The organism is Anaerofustis sp. NSJ-163, from assembly GCF_024135845.1.
GTDB classification, from domain to species: Bacteria; Bacillota; Clostridia; order Eubacteriales; family Anaerofustaceae; genus Anaerofustis; species Anaerofustis butyriciformans.
Genome location: NZ_JAMYJV010000003.1, coordinates 277,300 through 299,446, shown reverse-complemented (window position 1 = coordinate 299,446; position 22,147 = coordinate 277,300). Strand labels below are relative to the sequence as shown.

At 26.5% G+C, this 22,147-nt stretch carries 27 protein-coding genes; 4 read left to right on the top strand and 23 right to left on the bottom strand.

Features of this window, described 5'->3' with window-relative positions; translation table 11 throughout:
- Nucleotides 1-10: 10 nt before the first annotated feature.
- Nucleotides 11-895, top strand: coding sequence for a 4-(cytidine 5'-diphospho)-2-C-methyl-D-erythritol kinase (ispE, locus tag M6G78_RS04855; RefSeq protein WP_253229773.1), 885 nt, complete (start codon nucleotides 11-13; stop codon nucleotides 893-895).
- Between the two features lie 63 nt (nucleotides 896-958).
- Nucleotides 959-1,132 (top strand): hypothetical protein, encoded by a 174-nt coding sequence (locus M6G78_RS04850; protein ID WP_253229772.1) that lies wholly within the window; start codon nucleotides 959-961, stop codon nucleotides 1,130-1,132.
- A gap of 26 nt (nucleotides 1,133-1,158) precedes the next feature.
- Here M6G78_RS04850 and M6G78_RS04845 read toward each other — a convergent pair whose 3' ends face one another.
- The 3 genes from M6G78_RS04845 to M6G78_RS04835 form a co-directional block, all read right to left on the bottom strand.
- On the bottom strand, nucleotides 1,159-2,004 hold the full coding sequence (locus M6G78_RS04845) for a DegV family protein (protein WP_253229771.1): 846 nt from the start codon (nucleotides 2,002-2,004) through the stop codon (nucleotides 1,159-1,161).
- Nucleotides 1,995-2,450 carry a MarR family winged helix-turn-helix transcriptional regulator gene (locus M6G78_RS04840; protein WP_253229770.1) on the bottom strand — a complete coding sequence of 152 codons (456 nt, stop codon included), beginning with the start codon at nucleotides 2,448-2,450 and terminating at the stop codon, nucleotides 1,995-1,997. The genes M6G78_RS04845 and M6G78_RS04840 overlap by 10 nt, the downstream gene beginning before the upstream one ends.
- 98 nt (nucleotides 2,451-2,548) lie before the next feature.
- A complete protein-coding gene (locus M6G78_RS04835) occupies nucleotides 2,549-3,028 on the bottom strand; it encodes a sigma factor-like helix-turn-helix DNA-binding protein (protein WP_253229769.1) in 480 nt (159 codons plus the stop codon).
- Nucleotides 3,029-3,232: 204 nt separating this feature from the next.
- On the opposite strand from M6G78_RS04835, the gene M6G78_RS04830 reads away from it, so the two are divergent.
- Complete coding sequence (locus M6G78_RS04830; RefSeq protein ID WP_253229768.1) at nucleotides 3,233-3,613, top strand: helix-turn-helix domain-containing protein; 381 nt, start codon at nucleotides 3,233-3,235, stop codon at nucleotides 3,611-3,613.
- Between the two features lie 35 nt (nucleotides 3,614-3,648).
- Here M6G78_RS04830 and recR read toward each other — a convergent pair whose 3' ends face one another.
- The 11 genes from recR to M6G78_RS04775 form a co-directional block, all read right to left on the bottom strand.
- Nucleotides 3,649-4,254 carry a recombination mediator RecR gene (gene recR / locus M6G78_RS04825; protein ID WP_138269157.1) on the bottom strand — a complete coding sequence of 202 codons (606 nt, stop codon included), beginning with the start codon at nucleotides 4,252-4,254 and terminating at the stop codon, nucleotides 3,649-3,651.
- Between the two features lies 1 nt (nucleotide 4,255).
- Nucleotides 4,256-4,606 (bottom strand): YbaB/EbfC family nucleoid-associated protein, encoded by a 351-nt coding sequence (locus M6G78_RS04820; protein ID WP_138269156.1) that lies wholly within the window; start codon nucleotides 4,604-4,606, stop codon nucleotides 4,256-4,258.
- A 15-nt stretch (nucleotides 4,607-4,621) separates the two neighbouring features.
- Nucleotides 4,622-6,640 (bottom strand): DNA polymerase III subunit gamma/tau, encoded by a 2,019-nt coding sequence (gene dnaX, locus M6G78_RS04815; protein ID WP_253229767.1) that lies wholly within the window; start codon nucleotides 6,638-6,640, stop codon nucleotides 4,622-4,624.
- On the bottom strand, nucleotides 6,640-7,050 hold the full coding sequence (locus M6G78_RS04810; protein WP_253229766.1) for a ribonuclease III domain-containing protein: 411 nt from the start codon (nucleotides 7,048-7,050) through the stop codon (nucleotides 6,640-6,642). The genes dnaX and M6G78_RS04810 overlap by 1 nt, the downstream gene beginning before the upstream one ends.
- Nucleotides 7,032-8,438 (bottom strand): cysteine--tRNA ligase, encoded by a 1,407-nt coding sequence (gene cysS / locus M6G78_RS04805; RefSeq protein ID WP_253229765.1) that lies wholly within the window; start codon nucleotides 8,436-8,438, stop codon nucleotides 7,032-7,034. Before cysS ends, M6G78_RS04810 begins: the two co-directional genes overlap by 19 nt.
- Nucleotides 8,439-8,915, bottom strand: coding sequence for a 2-C-methyl-D-erythritol 2,4-cyclodiphosphate synthase (ispF, locus tag M6G78_RS04800; RefSeq protein ID WP_253229764.1), 477 nt, complete (start codon nucleotides 8,913-8,915; stop codon nucleotides 8,439-8,441).
- A gap of 25 nt (nucleotides 8,916-8,940) precedes the next feature.
- Nucleotides 8,941-9,153, bottom strand: coding sequence for a hypothetical protein (locus M6G78_RS04795; protein ID WP_138269151.1), 213 nt, complete (start codon nucleotides 9,151-9,153; stop codon nucleotides 8,941-8,943).
- A 63-nt stretch (nucleotides 9,154-9,216) separates the two neighbouring features.
- Nucleotides 9,217-10,290, bottom strand: coding sequence for a hypothetical protein (locus M6G78_RS04790; RefSeq protein ID WP_253229763.1), 1,074 nt, complete (start codon nucleotides 10,288-10,290; stop codon nucleotides 9,217-9,219).
- Nucleotides 10,291-10,381: 91 nt separating this feature from the next.
- Nucleotides 10,382-11,275 carry a DUF5655 domain-containing protein gene (locus tag M6G78_RS04785; protein WP_253229762.1) on the bottom strand — a complete coding sequence of 298 codons (894 nt, stop codon included), beginning with the start codon at nucleotides 11,273-11,275 and terminating at the stop codon, nucleotides 10,382-10,384.
- A gap of 87 nt (nucleotides 11,276-11,362) precedes the next feature.
- Nucleotides 11,363-12,181, bottom strand: a complete 819-nt coding sequence (locus M6G78_RS04780) for a putative ABC transporter permease (RefSeq protein ID WP_253229761.1) — start codon at nucleotides 12,179-12,181, stop codon at nucleotides 11,363-11,365.
- Between the two features lie 64 nt (nucleotides 12,182-12,245).
- On the bottom strand, nucleotides 12,246-13,760 hold the full coding sequence (locus tag M6G78_RS04775; RefSeq protein WP_138268450.1) for a DUF3794 domain-containing protein: 1,515 nt from the start codon (nucleotides 13,758-13,760) through the stop codon (nucleotides 12,246-12,248).
- Between the two features lie 200 nt (nucleotides 13,761-13,960).
- Here M6G78_RS04775 and M6G78_RS04770 point away from each other — a divergent pair, with 200 nt between their 5' ends.
- Complete coding sequence (locus tag M6G78_RS04770; RefSeq protein WP_253229760.1) at nucleotides 13,961-14,308, top strand: type II toxin-antitoxin system PemK/MazF family toxin; 348 nt, start codon at nucleotides 13,961-13,963, stop codon at nucleotides 14,306-14,308.
- 120 nt (nucleotides 14,309-14,428) lie between these two features.
- Here M6G78_RS04770 and M6G78_RS04765 read toward each other — a convergent pair whose 3' ends face one another.
- The 9 genes from M6G78_RS04765 to M6G78_RS04725 form a co-directional block, all read right to left on the bottom strand.
- A complete protein-coding gene (locus M6G78_RS04765) occupies nucleotides 14,429-15,394 on the bottom strand; it encodes a DUF6560 family protein (RefSeq protein ID WP_371922824.1) in 966 nt (321 codons plus the stop codon).
- Between the two features lie 45 nt (nucleotides 15,395-15,439).
- Complete coding sequence (locus M6G78_RS04760; protein ID WP_253229758.1) at nucleotides 15,440-15,958, bottom strand: hypothetical protein; 519 nt, start codon at nucleotides 15,956-15,958, stop codon at nucleotides 15,440-15,442.
- 293 nt (nucleotides 15,959-16,251) lie between these two features.
- Nucleotides 16,252-16,659 (bottom strand): DUF5412 family protein, encoded by a 408-nt coding sequence (locus M6G78_RS04755; protein ID WP_253229757.1) that lies wholly within the window; start codon nucleotides 16,657-16,659, stop codon nucleotides 16,252-16,254.
- A gap of 26 nt (nucleotides 16,660-16,685) precedes the next feature.
- A complete protein-coding gene (locus tag M6G78_RS04750) occupies nucleotides 16,686-17,315 on the bottom strand; it encodes a hypothetical protein (protein ID WP_253229756.1) in 630 nt (209 codons plus the stop codon).
- Nucleotides 17,316-17,397: 82 nt separating this feature from the next.
- On the bottom strand, nucleotides 17,398-18,663 hold the full coding sequence (locus tag M6G78_RS04745; RefSeq protein ID WP_253229755.1) for a pitrilysin family protein: 1,266 nt from the start codon (nucleotides 18,661-18,663) through the stop codon (nucleotides 17,398-17,400).
- A gap of 296 nt (nucleotides 18,664-18,959) precedes the next feature.
- The gene (locus tag M6G78_RS04740) at nucleotides 18,960-19,661 is read right to left on the bottom strand and encodes a hypothetical protein (protein WP_253229754.1); all 702 of its coding nucleotides are present in this window, start codon (nucleotides 19,659-19,661) and stop codon (nucleotides 18,960-18,962) included.
- A gap of 24 nt (nucleotides 19,662-19,685) precedes the next feature.
- Complete coding sequence (locus M6G78_RS04735) at nucleotides 19,686-20,885, bottom strand: hypothetical protein (protein ID WP_253229753.1); 1,200 nt, start codon at nucleotides 20,883-20,885, stop codon at nucleotides 19,686-19,688.
- Nucleotides 20,886-20,950: 65 nt separating this feature from the next.
- Complete coding sequence (locus tag M6G78_RS04730; protein ID WP_253229752.1) at nucleotides 20,951-21,367, bottom strand: hypothetical protein; 417 nt, start codon at nucleotides 21,365-21,367, stop codon at nucleotides 20,951-20,953.
- Nucleotides 21,368-21,575: 208 nt separating this feature from the next.
- On the bottom strand, nucleotides 21,576-21,956 hold the full coding sequence (locus tag M6G78_RS04725; RefSeq protein ID WP_253229751.1) for a DUF5412 family protein: 381 nt from the start codon (nucleotides 21,954-21,956) through the stop codon (nucleotides 21,576-21,578).
- Between the last annotated feature and the right edge of the window lie 191 nt (nucleotides 21,957-22,147).

Genomic DNA, 22,147 nt, shown 5'->3' with positions numbered 1-22,147 from the left:
AAGGTATAAGATGAATAAACTACAAATAAAAATACCGGCTAAGGTAAATTTAGGACTTGATATTGTAGGAAAGAGAGAAGATAATTATCACAATATCAAAACCGTAATGCATTCCATAAATATTTATGATTATTTAACATTTGAAAAATCCGATAAAATTGTTATTACATGCAATAATACCGAAGTACCAAAGGATGAAAGTAATATAGTTTATAAATGCATAAAAGAAATAAGTAAATTAAATAAAGAAGATGAGCTGCTTTCTGTTCATATAGAAAAGAAAATCCCCGTTTGTGCGGGGCTTGGCGGCGGAAGTGCAAACGGAGCTGCTGCACTAATAGCATATAACAAAATCTATGAACTTAATCTTTCAAGAGATGAGCTTTGTTCAATAGGTGAAAAAATAGGCGCAGATATTCCTTTCTTAATCCATAGCGGCGCAGGCATGTGCGAAGGAATCGGAGAAAAAATAAGACCGATTTATCCATATATTCCTTGCTATGTAGTTTTATGCAAACCTGATTTTGGAGTAAGTACAAAATTTGCATATGACCTTATAGATAACGCAACAGACCTTATAAGACCTGATTTTACAGCTTTAATGACAGGACTTTTGGAAGCAGACAAGAAAAAACTTGAAAAGGGATTAATTAATGTATTTGAACCTTTTGTTTTAGAAAAATATCCTGAAATAAAATACATAAAAGACAAATTCAAAAAGCTTGATGCTTTAGGGGTTCAAATGAGTGGCTCAGGACCAAGTGTATTTGCTCTTTATGACAGCTTATCAAAAGCACAAAAAGCATATGAAGAATTTATAAAAGAATATGATACAGTATTTTTAACAAACTTTACGGAAAGCGAAAATGCACTTCTTACATATGAGTTAAGATAAAGCGACCGAAACGGTCGTTTTTTAGTTTATAATATATATTAAATTTATATTTAGGTGATACATATGAAAAAATACTTTAATATAATATATATTTTAATTCCCTTTTTATCAGTACTTATTTGCAGAATATTAAAACTTGCACAAGGAGAAAAAAACGAGGAAATTGTTTTTGGCATAATGGCGGGAATTATTTTGAATTTGATACTTTCTTTCATAATGTTAATAAGAAATAAATAAAAACGAATTCCAAAAGGAATTCGTTTTTATTTTACAACCAATGTAAAACCAAAAGTTCCGCTTCCAAGATGAGCGCCTACAGTTGGTCCAATGTTATACATATATTTTTCATCCACATCAATATCCATTGCTTTTAATTTCTTTACAAGCTCTTCACAATTTGATTTTTCGTTTGAATATGGGAAGTATACAGGATAATTTGTATCAATATCAAAACTTTTAAATAATTTAATTATTTTTTTATAAGCTCTTGTTTTTCCTAGAGACTTATCTTTCATATACAATTTACCGAGCTCATCTATACTTATAATAGGTTTCATATTTACGGCTTCCCCTAAAGTCGCCTGAGCTTTTGTTAGTCTTCCTCCTTTATGAAGGTATTCAAGGGTATCCACCATAACAACAGAACGAACTTTTGTTGTTAACACCAATATTTCATTATATATTTCTTTTCCGCTTTTACCTTCATCTCTAAGTTTTATTGCACTATCAACGAGCATTCTTACTCCCGTAACTGCATGCACACTGTCAATGATAAAAATATTATCATATTCACACATATCTTTTGCAATATTTGCACTTTGAACTGTTCCGCTAAGTCCGCTTGAAAGAAGTATTACAACAAGTTCATCGTTATTTTCTTTTGCTTTGTTAAAATACTCTAAAAATTCATTAGGGGTTGGCTGTGCTGTTTTAGGAAATTCAGAAGAGCTTTCCAATTTTTTATAGAAAGTATCTTTATCCAAATCAACTCCGTCAAGATAATGTTCTTCTCCAAATGATACTGCAATTGGAACAACCTCTATATTTTTTTCTTTAATTTCATAAGCTTCATAATCAGAAGATGAATCCGTTAATATTTTTACTGACATGTTTCCCTCCCGTTAAATATTTCTACATTATTTGCTATTAATTCAAAAATATCTGTGGCTGCTTTTGCTTTTTCTTCTCCGATTTTCTTTACAAGTTCATTTACAAGCTTAATGATTCTAGCATACTCATTTTTATATACTTTTTCTCCGTATTCACTTAAACTTACTAAAACCAATCTTTTATCTTTTAGACTTTTATTTCTTCTTATTATGTTTTTACCTTCAAGCTGTTTTATAAGTTTATTTACCTGAGATTTTAAAATATGAGTTTTTGAGCAGATATCTTTAAGTGCAACACCTTTTTCACTGCCTGTTAATGATTCTTTGTAAAGAAGATGACATATTATACCTTCATTAAATGATAAATTAATCATATATCTTTTATTTCTAAGTATAACTGATATCTTCAGCCATGCATCTAAGAACTCTTCACTGATTTTTTCCATATTAACTCCTAAATTAGTTCACAAAGTAAACAATTTTTTCTATTATATTAAACAAGAAAGAATTTGTCAATAAAAAACAAGAATATCTCTATTCTTGTTTAAATTGGAAAATTTTTTATTTCTTTTCTCTTTTTTTCCATTTCCTCACTTGTAACCCCCCAAAGAACCATACCGATTTTATTTACAGCTCTTTTTCTTACTCTACTGCTATACTCTCTGGAGTATCCAAGTTCATCACTTATTTCCGACATTCTTAACATTTTAAAATATCTCATTATAACAATTTGACGCTCAAGCTCTGTTAAACACTCCAAAGCTTTTTCAATTTCAAAAACTATGTTTTCTTTTTCTTTTAATTCCTGTTGAAGTAATATTCTAAAATCGGAAATATTTGATGCTTCCGCTGCTATAAAATCTTCAAAGCAACTTTGATCAGTGGATAATAAGTAAGTATGACATCCTTTTAAAGATTTCATTTCAAGTTCTTCAAGACGCTTTTTAATCATCTCAATTCTTTTTACCAAAAAAGGATAATCATATAATCTTCTTTCTGTTTGTTTGTATAATTCGTTTTTCATATCCTACCTCCTAAAACGCACAATATCTACATCGAACATTTTTTCTACAAGAATAGATTATCACACAATACGTGTGATTGTCAAGAAAAAGTAAACAAAATGTGTGTTTTTATTGATATTTCCACTGATAAACGTGGATTTTTATTGAAAAAACCAACATAATGTGATATTCTTTAAATAAGAAATAGTCTTGGAGAAATAAAAATGGAAACAATTGGAGATAGATTAAAAAATTTAAGGAAAGAAAATAAACTTACTCAAAAAGATATGGCTGAAAAACTTGGAATTCATCCAAATACAATAAGTATGTACGAAAAAGGAAACAGAAATATTCCATCAACAATGATAAAAAAAATAAGCGATACTTTTAATGTAAGTACTGATTATCTTTTAAGAGGAGAAGAAAAGAAGGGAAAACAAGAATTTTCTTCTTTGGACGAAACTCTTTTAAACGATGAAAACTATCTAAATTTAACATTAAAAAATATGCTTAAAGATTCTCAAATGGTAGCTTTTCAAGACTATAAAAGCTGGAGCGTTGAAGATAAAAAAGAACTTTTGCTTATTTTATTAAATAAAAAATAAACAAAATAAAAAAAGTACAACCTAATTGTACTTTTTTAAATTTCATTTCTTCCAATAATTGCGTTTGCCAAAGTTGCACCATCGGTATATTCAAGATCTGCACCTTGAGGAAGTCCTTTTGCAATTCTTGTTACTTTTATATCATCAAAAGGTTTTAACAATTTCTTTATAACCATTGCAGTTGTCTCTCCTTCAACATTAAAACCAGTTGCCAAAATAACTTCCTTAACTTCATCACTTGTTCCGATTCTGCTTATAAGTTCTTTAATTCTTATATCTTCAACCATTATTCCTTCCATTGGAGAAATAACTCCACCAAGAACATGATAAAGACCTTTGTATTCTTTTGTTTTTTCTATGGCAATTAAATCTTTCGATTCACTTACCACAAGTATTGTAGATCTGTCTCTTTTTGAACTTGTGCATATATCACAAGGATCCTTGTCTGTTATATTGTAACAAACAGAACAAAATTTAAGTTCTTTTTTTGCGGCTTTTATTGCATCGGATAAACTGTCAACATCAGCTTTATCCATATTAACTATATAATAAGCAAGTCTGCTTGCCGTTTTTCTTCCTACTCCCGGAAGTTTTGAAAGTTCATTTATTAAATTTAATATAGGTTTTGAATAAACGCTCATTTTATAGTCCCGGAATATTTAATCCGCCAAGTCCTCCCGCAATAGAACCCATTTTATTATTTGCATCTTCATTTGCTTTGTTAATTGCTTCGTTTACTGCAGCAACAACCATATCACATATGATATCAGCATCTTCTTCTTTTAACATATCTGGATCAATTTCGATAGATTCAACAAGTTTTTCTCCTGTTACAACTGCTTTAACAGCTCCGCCGCCACTTGTTGCCTCATAAGTTGATTCTTCAAGTTCCTTTTGCATTTTTTGCATATCAGCTTGCATTTTTTGCATTTGTTTCATCATTCCTGACATTCCTGCGCCACCGCCGAAACCGTTCATTCTTCCTTTTGCCATAATTTTATACCTCCGTTATTCTTCTTTCGCACCGAATATTTCCATGATTGATGCGTCATAATCTTCTCCTAAATCCATAATATCGTCATCATCCAATACTATTTCATTATCTATCGCAGCTAGTTCTTCATCGGAAACAAATTCCTCATCTTCGCCTGAAATAATTTCATTAATGTCATAATCAGGCATTGTACTTTCTAAAGACGCATTGTTGTCATTATTCAAAGAAGTGTCTATAATTTCTTCTTTTTGTTCTTTATAAATTTCATCTGTATTAATTTTTGCTTCTTCTTTGATGTCTTCTTTTGCATCTTCTTTTATTTCCGCTTTAAAATCAGTCTTAAAATCTTTTTTCATATTCAAATCTTTTTTAAGACTTTTTAAACTGTTTTTACTGCTATCATTTTTATATCTTAATTTTATCTTTTTGTCAATATAAGTTACATCTAATTTTTTACCGGCTTTAAGACTTAGAGCTTCTTTGAATATTTTATCTCCATCATTATCAAAGAAGAAATCCATCATATTTAAAGCTTTATCGGGATATATTGTAATAGAATTAAATCCTACTTCAACTACCTTAAATTTATTTACACTCATACCTACAAGAGGATCTTTATTGCTGTTTATAATATAACGCTGAGTAAGAGACAAAACTTTCTCTGCCCAAGCAATCTCTTTTTTATCAACAATATATTCATCTTTTTCAGGTGAAACTTTCTTTGGTTTTTCTTTTAAATGTATAACTTCTTTTTTAGGGATGTTTACATCGGAAAAATCCATATTTTTTATATTTTCAACATCTTCTTTAAGGGCATATAATTTTTTTATTTCTCTTTCCAAAGATTCTATTCTATCGTTTAAAAGTTCAATTTCTTCGCTGTCAGGCATACTATTAATATTTTGAGCATTATCTTTTTCTATAGAAACAAAACTTTCACCATCACCTTCACATAGATTAATTATCTTTGCCGTAAATAAAAATTCCGGCTCAGAGAAAAATCTCATATCATTTTTTAGTTTTGAAAGAGAATATAAAATATCGCTTATTCTCTTACTGTCTTCTTTTGAGTTAAACTTTTCTAATAAAGAATCTATATAAGGCTTACTTTTATTTATTATTTTTTCAGGATTTTTTACGTTCATGGCTATTATTTTATTTGAATAATATTCCATAAGCTGAGTTATTATACTTCCTACTTCTCTGCCTTTTTCCATATATTCATGTACGGAAGTGATACTCTTTTCCACATCCCCTTCTAAAATGCCATTTGCAAGATTATATACTTCTTCATCGCTTATAAGCCCCAATATGTCATCAACGATTTCTTTTGTGACCTTATTGTCCGTTAGAACCGAAATAGCTTTATCAAGTAAACTTAAAGCATCTCTCATAGCACCTTCAGTGTTTAAGGCTATTAAAGAAAGCGCTTCTTTTTCATACTCAATTCCTTTTTTATCAAGAATATCAGCCAAGTGTCCTACAACAACATCACTGTCTATTCTAGAAAAATCAAAGCGTTGACATCTTGAAAGAATTGTAGGTAAAATTTTATTTGGTTCTGTTGTTGCAAATATAAATACTATATGACTTGGTGGTTCTTCTAATGTTTTAAGTAAAGCATTAAAAGCTTCCTGAGTAAGCATATGAACTTCATCTATAATATAAACTTTATACCTTCCAAAGTTTGGCATATAGCTTACCTTTTCCTTAAGGTCTCTTATTTCGTCTATACCTCTGTTTGAAGCGGCATCAATTTCTATAATATCGGCACTGTCTCCCATATTTATATCTTTACATGATGCACATTCATTGCAGGCTTCTCCGTCTTTATTGTTAAGACAACATATGCTTTTTGCAAAAACTTTTGCGGTAGATGTTTTACCTGTTCCTCTTATTCCACTAAAAAGATAGGCATGAGAAATAGAATCATTTTTTATCTGATTCTTAAGAATATTTATTATATTATCCTGACCGATTATTTCTTCAAAATTTTTAGGTCTGAATTCTCTGTATAAAACGGTATAACTCATTATTCTACCTCTTTAAGTTTATATTCAAACACCTTGTCCATAAGGAAATCTATTCTTTCTATATCAGAAAGCATATATAAATACCCAAACACACATTCAAGAGCTGTCGCCAAACGATATGTTGCAATACTTACGCTTTTTGATGCGTGTTTTATCTTAGTATTTCTCCCTCTTTTTGCAACTTTTAACTCTTCTTGTGTTAAAAATTCTTTTAAGTAAGAAAAAATATCGGCTTGATACAAAGCCGAAACGTAATTCATACTCATTTTATTAAGATCCTTTACGCCTCTTATACCAAGCCTTATTAGTCTTTTTCTTATATTTACTTCGTAAACACTGTCCCCAAGATACGCAAGCTCTTTGCTTCCTATAGCAAGAATGTCTTTTTTATCTATTTTACTTTCTCCCACTTTACACCTTCTCTTGTATCTTTAAGAACAATTCCTCTTTTTAAAAGATCATCTCTTATTTTATCTGCTAAAGCAAAATCTTTATCTTTTCTTGCTTGTTGTCTTTGTTCGATTAATGCTAAAATTTCATCCTCTAGAATTTCTTCTTCTTTTTCTTTTTGAAGAAGACCTAAAACCGTGTTTAATTCCATATACATATCATATGCAGCTTTAATCATTTCTTTAGATGAATTTTCGTTTATATTTGAATTGATATCTTTGCTTAGTTCATATATTGTACTTACCGCATTTGCAGTATTGATATCATCTTCCATTGCATCTTTAAATTCTTGTCTATATTTTGGAAGAGAAGAAACAAATTCTTTTTCATCTTCCTTTAACTCTTCTGATTTAGCATTTTTAAGCATATATTCTAAATTTTCTTTAGTATTATATAGTCTTTTTAAACCGCTTTCTGTTTGTTTTAATATATCAAACGAGAAGTTTACAGGTGTTTTATAATGAGCAGATAACATGAAAAGTCTTACAACTTCAAGATCAAAATCCTTTGCGATATCTCTTACCATAAAGAAGTTACCCTTTGATTTTGACATCTTTTCATTATTTATATTAATATATCCGTTATGAACGAAATAGTGAACGAACTCTTTACCGTTTGCTCCTTCAGATTGAGCAATTTCATTTTCATGATGAGGAAATATTAAATCCTCTCCGCCTCCATGTATATCAATAGTATCTCCAAGATATTTTCTGCTCATTGCAGAACATTCTATATGCCATCCCGGTCTACCTTTACCCCATGGAGAATCAAAAGCAATTTCACTTTCTTCTTTTTGTTTTTTCCATAATGCGAAATCAAGAGGTGATTCTTTTTCATCACTTATATCAACTCTTGCTCCCGACATAAGTTCATCTATAGGTTTTTTTGATAACTTTCCGTAATCTTTAAATTTACTTACTCTATAATAAACATTGCCATCTACGTTATAAGCAAAACCGTTTTTTTCAAGATCTTTGATTAAACCTATAATATCATCTATACATTCACTTACTCTTGGATGAACAGTTGCTTTTTTTATTCCAAGTCCTTTTGCATCCTTAAAGTATTCTTCAATGTATTTATCGGATACGGCTTTTGCCGTAGAATGTTCTTCTTTTGCCTTGTTTATTATTTTATCGTCTATATCCGTAAAGTTTTGTACGTAATTAACCTTATATCCAATATATTCAAGGTATCTTCTTAAAGTATCAAATATAATAAAAGGTCTTGCGTTTCCTATATGAAAGAAATTATAAACAGTAGGACCGCAAACGTACATATTTACTTCATTTTCATGTATAGGTACAAATTCTTCTTTCTTACCTGATAAAGTATTAAATAATTTCATCTATTCTTTCTCCTCAAGCAAGCATACACAGTAAGCTTTGATTCCCTCTTTTCTTCCGCTGAAACCAAGTTTTTCTTCCGTGGTTGCTTTTATACTTATATTTTCTATAGGAGTATTCATAATAAAAGAAATATTTTCTCGCATTTTAGGTATATACGGAGCGATTTTTGGTGCTTGCATAACAAGAGTCATATCAGCATTGACAAGCTTATATCCATTTTTATCTATCATCCTGCATACGTCTTTAAGTAAAAGCATACTGCTTATGCCTTTGTATTTATCATCCGTATCCGGGAAATGCTTTCCTATATCACCAAGAGCCAAAGCTCCAAGAAGTGCATCCATTAAAGCATGAACCAAAACATCCGCATCAGAGTGACCTATAAGCCCTTCAGAATACTCTATTTTTTCGCCCGCTAAAATAAGATCCTTGTTTTTACCAAGTTTATGGACATCATATCCAAATCCTATACGCATTTTTCTACCTCTTCTAATTTAATTTTTATGATTTGAACACAAGAAATTTTGTAAAAAATTTTGAAAAGCCACGTTCTTTCTTTATTCTTGGGGCAGGTCTGTTTAACATGATTTCATTATCGCATTGAAGACATGTTAGTTTAACTATTTCCCCATCTTTATAAAGAGCTCTGTGCATCGTATCTTCCAAACAATTTTCACAAAATAAATATGTTTCAACAACAAATTCTTTTGACATACGAATTACCCCATTTCTTATAGTTTATCATATTATGAATTAAAAATAAATTTATTTTTCCCATTAAAGCAATAATTCATCATTTACTATAACAAGCTTTGAAGAAAAGGTTTTGCTTAATTTGTTTTTTGTATCAAAAATGTTATATACGTTCTCTTTTTCATATATATTTTCTTTTTTAAATATAATATACCTATCTTCAAGAAAGCCCATAAACATAAAGGGACTTAATAAATCATTCTTTTGCCATGAAAAAATTTTATTTATCTTCTCATCATAAATTATTTCATTATCGTAGTTGTTTGTAGCCTTAAAATATATTTTATTTCCACAAAAAATATTATTTAAAAATATATCTTCGCTCTTATATTTTTTTGTTATTTCCATCTTAATTACATCATACAATAATATTTCATTTTTTAAAAAAGGCTTTGACAAAAACAAAACAACAACATTATTTAATTTACTTAATATAGTTATATAATTCAAACCTTTATTTGACCTTAAAATATCATATAAAATTATTTTTTTATGTATTATAGAGTAAATAAATTCATCAAATGAGATTACATAAATGTTATTCCTGAAATTATTCTCATCTGCAATATCAAAAGAGGTAAAAAAGTTTTTTATGTAAAATTCTTCAATAACAACTATATGTTTATTTTCAAAGGAAAAAAGAAGAGGAGCGTTTAAAAGATTTTTCAAAACCAAATCTTCAACCAAAATGAACCTGCCGTTACAATCATACATATATAAAACCAGTTCATTAAAATCCACTGACCTTAAATAAAAAAACACATACCCTTTTAAAACAAAAAAATCTATTACTTTATCATAAGTTTTTAATTTAAAATTAAAAATATTTACAATTACGTTTTTTCTTATTTTATAGCAGGCAAGTTTACTTCCTACTACCCCTAAAACATAAATACTGTTATCATAATCATCAATCTTATAATCAAAATAATTTTCAAAAAGAAGAATATCCCTTGCAGTACTTTTTTCTTTATCATATTTAACAAGAGAATATATACAAGATAGGGGATCTTCACAAAATAAATAATACTCATTTTCAAAATGAGTAATGTATCTATAAGTTTTTCTGTTATTAAAATGCAGACACTGTAACTTCACATCATTCTCCTTAAAAAAGTCTTTACTTAAATGTATTCAAAATGATGTTCTTTTATTAATAAAAAAATAACCTTTATTCAAGGCTATTTTTCTACATTTCATTATATGCTCTTTCGATTAAAGGTTTTGCTTTCTCAAAATCATTATTGTTTTTTATGGTAATCTGTAAATCTCCAGTTCCATAATGACCAACATTTCTCATGTCTCTTGTAAATCCATTTTCTAATATAACTGTATCGGGATTAAGTTTTAAATATATTATAATTTGCTTATTATAAACCTCAATACATGCCATATTTTGAACTTTTTTATATGCTAAATAAAGTTTTAATTGATTAGAAACAATATCGTCCCCTAAAGATTCAATATAATCACAAATTGAATCATATAAAATATGTAAATCTTTTGATAAATTATTTAATTTTTCTAAATGAGTTTTTTGTGATGAATTTCTCTTTTCTTCATTTACTGTACTATCTACACTATTTTTTATAATCGGAGCATTTAAGTGTTCAAATAAAATAAGTTCATCATTATATTTTTTATATTTTACCAATTTTATATTTCTTTGCATTTGATTAACTGCATGTACATCATATTTTGTAAAATCATTTGCAACACAAATTACACAAGGAGCAGACCAGTCTATTAATTCTGCAGCATCACTTCCTAATTTTTCCATAACAAGAAGTTTAAAATTCGCTTTATGGTCAAGCAACCAATCTAAATAAAACAATCCTTGATTAATAACATTTTCATTACTGCTTCGTTTATATTCAAAAATTACCGGACAGTTATTTTCATCAATCCCAATACTATCCATTCTCCCACTTGGTATACTATATTCGCTATATAAAAAACGAACACCAAAAAACTGTTCCATATTATTTTCAATTAAATTTTGAAGTTCTTTTTCAAGTAAAACTTGTGTAGGAACCAATCGTTCAACTTCATTGTTTATTTTAAATAATTTTATTTCGGACATATTTTTCTCCTAATTTCCATTTAGCAAACTATATTAATATAATTATATAAAATAAATTTTTTATGTTCAATATAAAAAAAGAAAGCATTAATGCTTTCTCTTTTTTCTTCTTTCAAGTAGCTCTTCAAAAACATCATTGTATTTTTGAAATTTAACTTTTGGATGGAATTTGAAATATTCATAATATCTGAATTTCATCAAATGATTTTCGATAATATCCTTTTTCTCATCTTTAAGCTCTTTTATAGCAAGCTTCTCAAGATACATATCTTCTTTTAATTTTTCACCTTTATCCATAAATTCAAGGGTTTCGTCGGAAAGTTTCTTACCAATATTATCAGATAACTGTGTAAGCTTTTCTCCAATTTGACTTAGTCTTTCTAATTTTGCCTTGAATTTTAATATTGTATTAACAGTTAAAATACAATCAACGAGCATTATTAATAAAATAAAAATAATTAAAATAATTCCTGCATTATATGGAATAACATCAACGAACAAGTTTATAAGAGGGTGGATAATATTCACAACGAACACACAAGCAAAAGCCCAAATTAACGAAAAAGATAAACATATATATCCGTTTAAATTAAACTTGTTATTTGAATAGTCCCACCATCTTATTGCAAATAATTTTTCAAGCACGAAACCTGTACATAGTTCCAGCAGTGTAGTAAAAACCAAAGAACCAAAAAACAAAATAACAAAATTTGATTTTAAAGGCTCTAAAAAATATATTACCAATAAAACACCAAAACCGTAAATCGGACAAACAGGTCCATGCAAAAATCCTCTGTTTATAAAACGACCTTCTTTAAAGGTTTGATATATAACCTCAACGCACCAGCCTAAAAAAGAATATATTATAAAGAAACTAAAGTAATCGTATATTGTCGTATATTCCAAAGCTCTTCTCCCTTATATATAATAAAACATATTATAGCAACATAATAAGGGAATGTAAATAAAACTACCTTATAATAAGAGGATAACCGTCTTCTATATCGCTTTCATTTTCAATATCATTCATATCTAAAATATCATCTGATTTTATAAAGTTTTTCTTTCCTATATCCCATAAACTCTCGTTTCTTTCTTTGTAATATATCTTTACTTTTATATCTTTTTGTTTTTCTTCTACATTTTCTATCTGTTCAACTCCATATAAATTCATAACATTCATACTTCCAAGTACATAAACACATATATTTATATCGCCATCAATGCTTATTGTTTGGTTTAAGCTGTTTATGACTAAATTATTTATATCAATATTTATAAATAAGTCATCTCCGCCTGAAAAATCTACTTCTTCTTTCATTTCAAAAGGCAGATTTATGGTATCAACATAATATTTACTGTCGTTATCTATATATGTAACCATATTTACTTCTATTTCGCCTTTTATGCTTAATATGTTTTCATCTATGGAATACTCGTACCTAATATTTTCACTGTCCCCTATAACAGAACCTATCATATCCATATCCATTAAGGTTTTTGAATTACTTACTTTTATATTTTTTTCCGTTTCACTTTTTAGGGATATTACATTTTGTTCTTTTAAAACCGGCTTTATGGATTTATTCGTACTATAGGCGTCAAGAACAACGTCTATTTCTTTATTTTCACTAAACAAAGTATTTGAAATCATATCCATACTAATTTCTATGAAAGAATCTTCATCTTCCATTACATACCTTGCATTCACGTTTTCAATGCTAGGGATTATATTATAATAGTCGCATTTCAATTTAGGGTCTTTTTCAATGAAATGATTTATAGGATAAACCAGTTTTTCTATCGTTACCTCACTGTCTTCTTCAAAACCGTCTTTATATATAAGAAGTATTTCAACTTTTGCACTGTATAATACGCCCACCCCCGACGCATTAGTGTTAATATCTCTTAAAGCTGCACTGACAAAAATAATATTTATACTGTCACTTAAAGGTATATCCTTTTTAAAAGTAAATGTTTCTTTTGTAGAGTTGGTATCAAAAATACTCAACGTATCATGACAAGTTTTAACTTCAAGTGCTTTCATTCCCTCTTCGCTTATTGTGTTTATATATTCTCCTGCCATACAAATACCAAATACTCTTACATTAGCGCTAACTTCAATTCTTCTTTTCTTCACCACTCTAAATTCAATATTTTGAATCTGAGTTTTTAGATTATAAAGCTTATCCCATTTTTCTCCTTCTGCAAGGGTAACAAAGAATTCTATATTTTTATCTATACCGCACAGACTCTCATTTTCCCCAAGATACAAAATATTAACTCTTAAAATTCCCTTTAAAACGAACTTACCATTCTTTAAGGATATGTTTTTTATCATTGCATCGCTGTTTGTAAGCAAAATTCTTTCTATATTTGACATATTATCAAGAATTTTTACGCTTTCAAAAACTTCTGTAACTATATCAATATTATCTTCCTTACCGGTTAAATTAATTTTTTTTACCATTTGTTCAAATTCCATTTTATTCCTCCTAAATATACTCCTTTTAAAATATATTTTTTTATATAAAAAATATGACTTTAAATTTTATTTTTAGGTATAAAAAATCTCATTAAAGGCAAAGATTTTATTAGTAACATAGTTTGATTCTTTTAAATATTATAAATATGAGGATAAAGAATTAAAACAAAAGAATATATAAATAAACTGGAGTAAAACAAATGAACATAAAAAGAGGAGATATATATTACGCAGATTTAAGCCCTATAGTGGGAAGCGAACAAGGAGGTTTAAGACCTGTTCTTGTTATACAAAATGATATGGGAAACAAACACAGCCCTACCGTTATTGTTTCTGCAATTACATCATCAATGAGTAAAGCAAAACTTCCCACTCATATCTCTCTTTCGGCTAAAAATGACTTACTTAACAAAGACAGCGTAATATTACTTGAGCAAATAAGAACTATAGACAAACAAAGATTAAGAGAAAAAATAGGCCATGTGGATATAGACACAATGAATAAAGTAAATGAAGGACTTTCCATAAGTTTTGGAATGTTTAATTAAAACACCTCTCCATAAGGAGAGGTGTTTTATATTTATACAAATAAATTTTAATGCAATAAAGAACTAAAAATAATTTTTACCATAAAATTATCTAAATACTTTAAATATATAAAAACTATATTATTTCAACATATTATAAGTATCAAAATCAGAAGTTGTTATCCTAACACCGCTTTCTTCTGCCTGTTTTAAAAATATATCAATATTTTCATATTTCTCTTTGGAAAAAGAAGCAAATTTTGAAGAAAAAGCATTTTCTTTTATATATATATCCATAATTTCACAAGAATAATGTATTCTTTCAATATCGCTCATTTTACAATATTGTTTAGCATACGGTGGTTTTATTAATATAATCGTATCCTCTTTAACAATAATTTTTGTAAAGTATTCTTGCATAGCAAATAATATAATCACAAAAAACATTATCGCACATATACTACAACTTATAAATATATCCTTTGGCGAAGCACCAAGAGCTAATATAAAACAACCAAAAATCACAATAGTCATTATTAAAGCAACAATTGCACTAATAAGATTTTTTTTCTCTTCTTTCTTGGTTTTGACAGCATATTCTTTTGCACTTTCTTTATCTTTTAACCTTACTTGATTTTTATCCCCCACATCATTTTTTAAATCATCGTATAACCTGTTAAAGTTATTATCACTTGAATCTATGGAGAATATCTTTTTACCTTCAATAAATACATTTACGTTGCTGTTCCATCTTCCGTCTATAAACTTATAATCTGTTATATCATTAAAATAATATTCTTTTTCCTTAAAGAACATATTTCTTACCTTTAACATGTCTCTTTCTACGGTTATTTTAAAACTTATCCTGTTCCATAATGTTCCAAAGAATAATATAAATAAACCTGTCCAAATAGCTACATATAATATTTTTTCATCTACTATTCCCCTACTTACAACATCATAGATATAACTTCCTCCACCGTATAACATAATAAGACTTACCACTAATAGTATTATTACTAGCCCTTTTGATGAAGAGACAATGTATGTATCATCTTTCATTCTTCTTTCAATGTTTGTATTATTCATTTTAATTCCCTCTTTCATAATGGATATTACTTTCATAAAACATTACTTAAATATTTATTATATTTATGGTATATAATAATCGTCATCTGATGGTATAAACACATCCCCTTTTATTCCTTTGCTATGTAAATAATGAAGCAACCTTTCTGTATTCTTTGTTTTTAAATAATATGTAAATAATTTCTTTTTCCTTTTTGTTTTTGGATCTACTTTATAAAATTTTATTTTCTTACTAAAAAATTGACAACATTTAAAATCCGTTATATCACTTTTATAATAAAAAACTTTATCTTTAAGCAAAAATCTTTTATAAATTAGTTTATCTTTATACACATATATTCTATTTACATAGTAATATATTAAATTACAAAAAAGTTTTATAAAGTATATTTCAAGAAGTACAGTTGCTCCCGGACCTTCTTTAAAATCTATAAATGGGAGCAAAACTATCAAAATAAAAAGTCCTATTATTCCTAATAATACAGATATATCTGTTCTTACTACAAAACGTAAATTTTTATTATAGTAACTTTTATTTTCTTCCGCACTAATTTGGTGTGTGTTTTTATTGTTATTTTGCAATTATAATCCCTTCTCTTTTATTTCTATACTAAAACAAGTTTTCTTATAACCTCGACATTATATTTTTTATTGTTTTATTTTTTACAATAAATTTTAAATTTCATTAAACCTAAAAAAGCCTTAGGTTTTCAGATTTACATAAAGTATTTTTCACATAAACTTCATATATAACTTAGCACTTCTTATAAACCTTTACAATAGATTTACATGTTTGTTAAGAAATATTTAATTATTTAAAAAATACTATTAAAACTATACAACCCAAGACTTATAACATCTTAAAATTTTAATAATTATTTCATAAAATGCTCGATATTATAATCTGCATCATATTTTTTATCGTTTCTAAAATCGTATTTATCCCTATCTATATCATCAATTTTTTTATCATTAACAATAATTGTTTTTTCTCCTATCCATTTAACATTAACTGTATTTACGTGATAATCCCAGTAAATATTTCTTTTTTCTTTTGTTTTGTTGTTTACTATCTCGCCTCTTACTGCATAAGCTACCATTGCACCGCTATTTACCAAATATCCGTTAAAAGTATACTCTTTACTATTTGAAGTGCTTGTATAAATAAGCTCCCCTTCAGGTAAATTTGACATGGATATTGTATATTTGTAAATCATTCCCATTACAAAAGCTAATATAATAATGATAAATACAAGAGGTTTAACATATCTTTTTTTATTCATTTCATATTCCTTTAAAATCTTTATTTTTATACGTTAAATCCAAGCTTTTTTGCTGTATTTAAAATCTCTTTTTCCATAATCGTTGGAGCTTGTCCGGTTAAAACCAAATTATCTTTTAACAAAGCAATGTTAATAATCGGATAATCAACATATAATGAACTTTCATCATCATTTATTTCTCTATCTAGATTTTCCTCTTTATCAATATAAACAATAAATTTATTTTGCTCATTAATGCACTTGACCATATTATATAAATCATCATACATACTTTTTTCTGCCTCAAAAAATTTATAAGCTTTTTTTGAGGATTTAAGTATAGTTAGACTAAAATGTATCTCTTTATTAATATTTTCAGAATCAATCTCACCTTGTATATAGTTGTTCTCCTTACAGCGTGATATTATATTATCTAATTTATAAAATATATTTTTGTAATTTATTTCCTTATTTCTATCAAAAACAACATAATCAAGTTTAGTCATGATATTTTTAAAACTGTTTTTTATTTCAAAATTTTTATCATTTTCATCTATTTCTTTTGTATTTTCTATGTAACCCAAATTAGAATAATACTTATCCATATCAAGCCCTCGTTCTTTCCTGTATTTTATTCTATATTTTAGCTTAAAATATAAATTTTTTATTTTTGACATATATGTTCTCCTTTTTTAAATATGTTTCCATGTGTAAAAGAAAGCACATATTTAACAACATTTTTTAATTATTAACATATTGTTATAAACTTAAATTACATAAATTATTTTCTATACAATCAACAACTTTATATTTCCTTTCTATTCTACTGTTATTTTCTACATAAATACTAATATTTTCAGGTTTAAAAAGTATCTTTGCAGTTTTCATTAAATCATCTGCTGTTATATTATTTAGCTTATCTACTTTATCTTTAATGCTAAAATCTTTATTGTTTAAAAGGAAATATTCATTTGAAATTAAATCATTATAATCCTGTGAAGAATCAATGATATAAGAAAAATCTTTACAAAAAACAATAACCTCATCTATATCATTATTTGTTAAATTCTTTTTCATCTTATTCATTTCTTCAAAAATGATATTAATTGTTTCAACAAGAACATTGTTATTTACACTACAACTTAATGTAACTGTCTTGAACTCTTTATAAAAATCATATTCACAGTCCATATCCCCAACATAGCCTAAAGTATCCTTAAGCTTAAATGTCAAGCGAGAACCATCTCCTATGGCAAAAATATTAAACAACATCTCAACCATATTAATATCAACTGAGTTATCTATATCAATAATAATTTCAATATCATTTATATCATACTCACTGGGTATAATAATATGATTATTCTTATTCCTATTACAAAAATTATCTGGTATGGCTTTTTGCCTAACTAACTCCTTATGTTTAAACCCCTCTATCTCATTTAACTTTTTTCCTAAATAATGAATGTTATCTTGATTAAAGTTTCCCGTAAGAATAATCAAAGAATTTTCTTTATTAAATATTCTTTTTTTATAGTCATGAATTATTTTTGATGAAAGATTATCTATATGATATGTTTCTCCCATTATTGAATTCTTAATACAGCTGCCTTTATAATAATTTCTATTTACAATATCTCGAAAATACGACTCGCCGCTTTCTTCTATTTGCCTTTTTACGACTTCTTTTTCAGAAAAAATTTCTCTATCGCTCCAATTAAAATCTTCATATAAATTAATAACTATATCAACAAAATTATTAAAGTATTTCGGCAGCACAGTGGCAGAAAACTTTATATGATCTTTATAGGTTACTCCCTTTAAAGACACACCTATTTTATTTAAATTTTTATATAATTCTCTTTGAGAAAAATTATTTAACCTTCTAAAAAATAAATGTTCAAGCAAATGCGAAATACCTCTGACTTTATTATTTTCATATATAACACCACCATAAAAACAAAATCCAACACAAATATTGCTTAAATTATTATTTTTATGAGTAACAATATTTACTGCTTTCATAACTTCACATCCTTTACCTTTAATTAGATATATAGCAGTACTTTAAAATATTTACTTTAAATCTATTCATCCAAGATTAATTTTTATAAAAACTGTATTAAAATAACAAAAATATAACAATAAAAGCAGAAACGTACTCTTTTTATGCTTCTGCTTTCGTCATTTATTTAGTACCAATATATTTATTATGATTGTAATATATAAGTAATTGTAACCTTATATTATTTTTACTCATTATGTTAATATCTTTAATTTATAAAGCTTATTAAAACAACATTAATGTAATATCATTAATATTATTTGAAAGGAAAAACATTGTTTATTATCCACTGAAAATCTTTACTTGTAATATCTTTCTTACTTTCTAAGTGAATTTTAACTTCTTCTTTAGGTCTTCTTATATAAATATTTCCTGAATAATATCCCTTTGTAAAATAAGGTGCTTCACTTCCTGCTTCTTCAAATAAACCAAAAGAATATTTTAAATTTTCATATACAATAGCAATTATTTTACTATTATGTTCTATTTGCATATTTTTTTGATTTACATTTTTATAATCATGCATAAAAAAATCATTTACATAAATTCTTTCAAAATCCAAGAATTTTTTTTCTTTTAATTCCTTATATAATTTTTCTAAATCAGAAGATTTATTGGAAATATCAATTGTAATTTCCAAGCCCTTATAATTTTCTCTATCACCTTTATAATATCTATAAATAAATATACCATCTTTATCAAAATATAAAATTGATGTATCCTTTTCACATTTTAAACCATGCTCTTCACATGTTTTATCTATTTGATTTATATAATCAGTGATATCCTCCTCACTATAAGATAATTTATATTTATAAACATAAGAAAAGTCAATCTGTCCACTTACTTGTTCATTCTTCACATTAGATAATCTTAAAAGAATATTATAAGAAAAAATAAATATGAATATCACAAAAGCAAAAAACAGCAATGTTTGAAATAAAAGTTTCTTTTTCATATTAAAACCTCAACATATTTATTTTTAAATATCTCTCTCCTTAACAACATTATCAATCTCATGCTTATTTGTATCTATAAATATAAAACTTTTATTACTTTCCATAAACAAGCATTTATATAAATATTGGTCTATATCAGGGAAATGTAATTCCGTAATAGTATCATCTAGTTTTAGATTTCTTTCATATATAATATCTTCTCTCAAGGTTGCAAAATTAATATATTTGTAATTTAACTCAAAATTACCATTTTTAAATTCTCCATAAGTTATGACAGCTCCCTTTTGTCCTATCGTAATATCTTCTATATCATTATTTAATTTTATACTTTTTATTATTTTAAATTGACTATCAAATTTAATAATTTCTGTATCATTTGCTTTTGCAGCCATGCCAATATATTCATCATTTTTTACTAATGGAATATTTTCTTTTATTAAAATAAAATTTTGGTTATTTTTTATTAAATAAACATCTTCGCAGTTTCTTAGATCTAAATCAATCATCTTCTTATCTGTATCATTATCAAGATTGTATGCATAGATACCATCTAAAGCCGGATAATAATAAATATTATCAACTAAACAGCCTTTAATATTTAAAGAAGATAGTCCGACGATTGGGTGATCAAGTTTTTTATTGTTAATATAGCCTGTGGTTTTACTCCATCTTTCAATTATGTTGTAAAATGGTGTTTTATTTTTCTCAAAAATATTTATGTATTTATTCTTATATATAACTCCATCCAATAAAATTGTATCATGTTTATGTTTTATATTTACATCATATATCTTGTTATCAGAAACATTATAATCACATATAATCGGTTTATTTTTATATAAAAACATTCTCATACAATATTTTTTATCTTCATCATAATATATATTTTCATCATCGTTTTTATAATTAAGACCACTATACATAATATATACATTATCTTTATTTTGTATGATACGTGGACGGGGTCCATAATAAAGATATCTAGGAGCAATGCTTGCTATATTTTTATTTATTTTTAAATCATCACTAACTCCTGCAAGAACAATCTCGCTATAATCATCATTAAAATAATAGTAATATTTTTCTATATTTGTATTTTTTACATTTTTGTCATTTATTTCTACATTGTATCTTAAAAAATTCTCATCAATAAAATTTACAATTAACATAAATACAAATATTAATACACCTAATGACAAAAATACTTTAAATGTTTTTTTCATATTTCCCCTCTAATAAAAATATGTTAATTATTCAATTATTTTCTTCTTTTAAACCATGTAATAAATTAATCTTCAAAATATTCCTCTTCTTGTTTTTGCAATCTTGCTTTATTACTAAAAAATATCAGTAATAAATACAAGAAATTAAGCATATATAGTAATGATAAATCCTGTTCTACACTGCTTGGCAGTAAAAACAACGGATAAAATGTTTCAGATATTAATATCATCACTAACGCAATAAAGCAAAGTGCAAAACATACTGTACTAACTATATTAGATGCACATCTATGCCAGCGTGTAATAAGATAACATAAAAATATCGCACAAAATAAATGTAAAACTGCTAAAATAATGTTTGTATCCATATCTCCCAAAACATTTGATGTAGTAAAATATTCCATTATGTTTGGTATTCCAATTATCAAATAAAAAGGAAAAATAATTATACATAACCAATATAAAATATTTCTTTTAATCATATTGCCACCCCCATTTTTTCATATATTGTAATTATTAGATAAATGATACGTTACTAAATTAATATTTTATATAGATATATTTTACTACATTTTACTAATATTAAATATTTTCTTTATCAATTTCTTTTATGACAGTTGATAAATCTTTTAAAATCTTATCTTCTTCTTTAAATGTAAGGAATGAGTAATTATTTTCTTTTCTCCTTTTCTACTCAAATTTAAAATTATAGAAATCTCGGTTTACATCTTCTATTATGTGATTGTTAATTATTAAAGAATTTTTTCCTGTCCATTTTACTTTCGCATTTTCTTCATCATCATTAAAATATATATTTCTTTTTTCTCCGTTTTCAAATTCCACTTCACCTCGAATATAATAACTTGTTGTCGCTCCCCCGTTAAACAAATAAATATTTACTTTCTTTTCATCATAAGGAGATTTAACAGAATATAAATACTCTCCCTCAGGAGTGAACTTCTGCATTGATATTTTAGGATAATTAAATATCAAAATAGCAAAGATAAATAAAATACATATAAATAGTATGGATGTTATTTTTATAAAATCTTTTAATATTTTCCATTTCATTCTATAAAAATTTCAGTGAAAATAGATAATATCTTAATCCATATTGTTATACTATTAGAAAAGAGACAATATCTGTCTCTTTTCTAATTTTTTTATTTTTTCTGATAAAAAATATTATTATTTACGTAATAATAAAACATAAAATTGAAATAATTATTAATATTAATAATTTTAAAATATGTTTTACAATG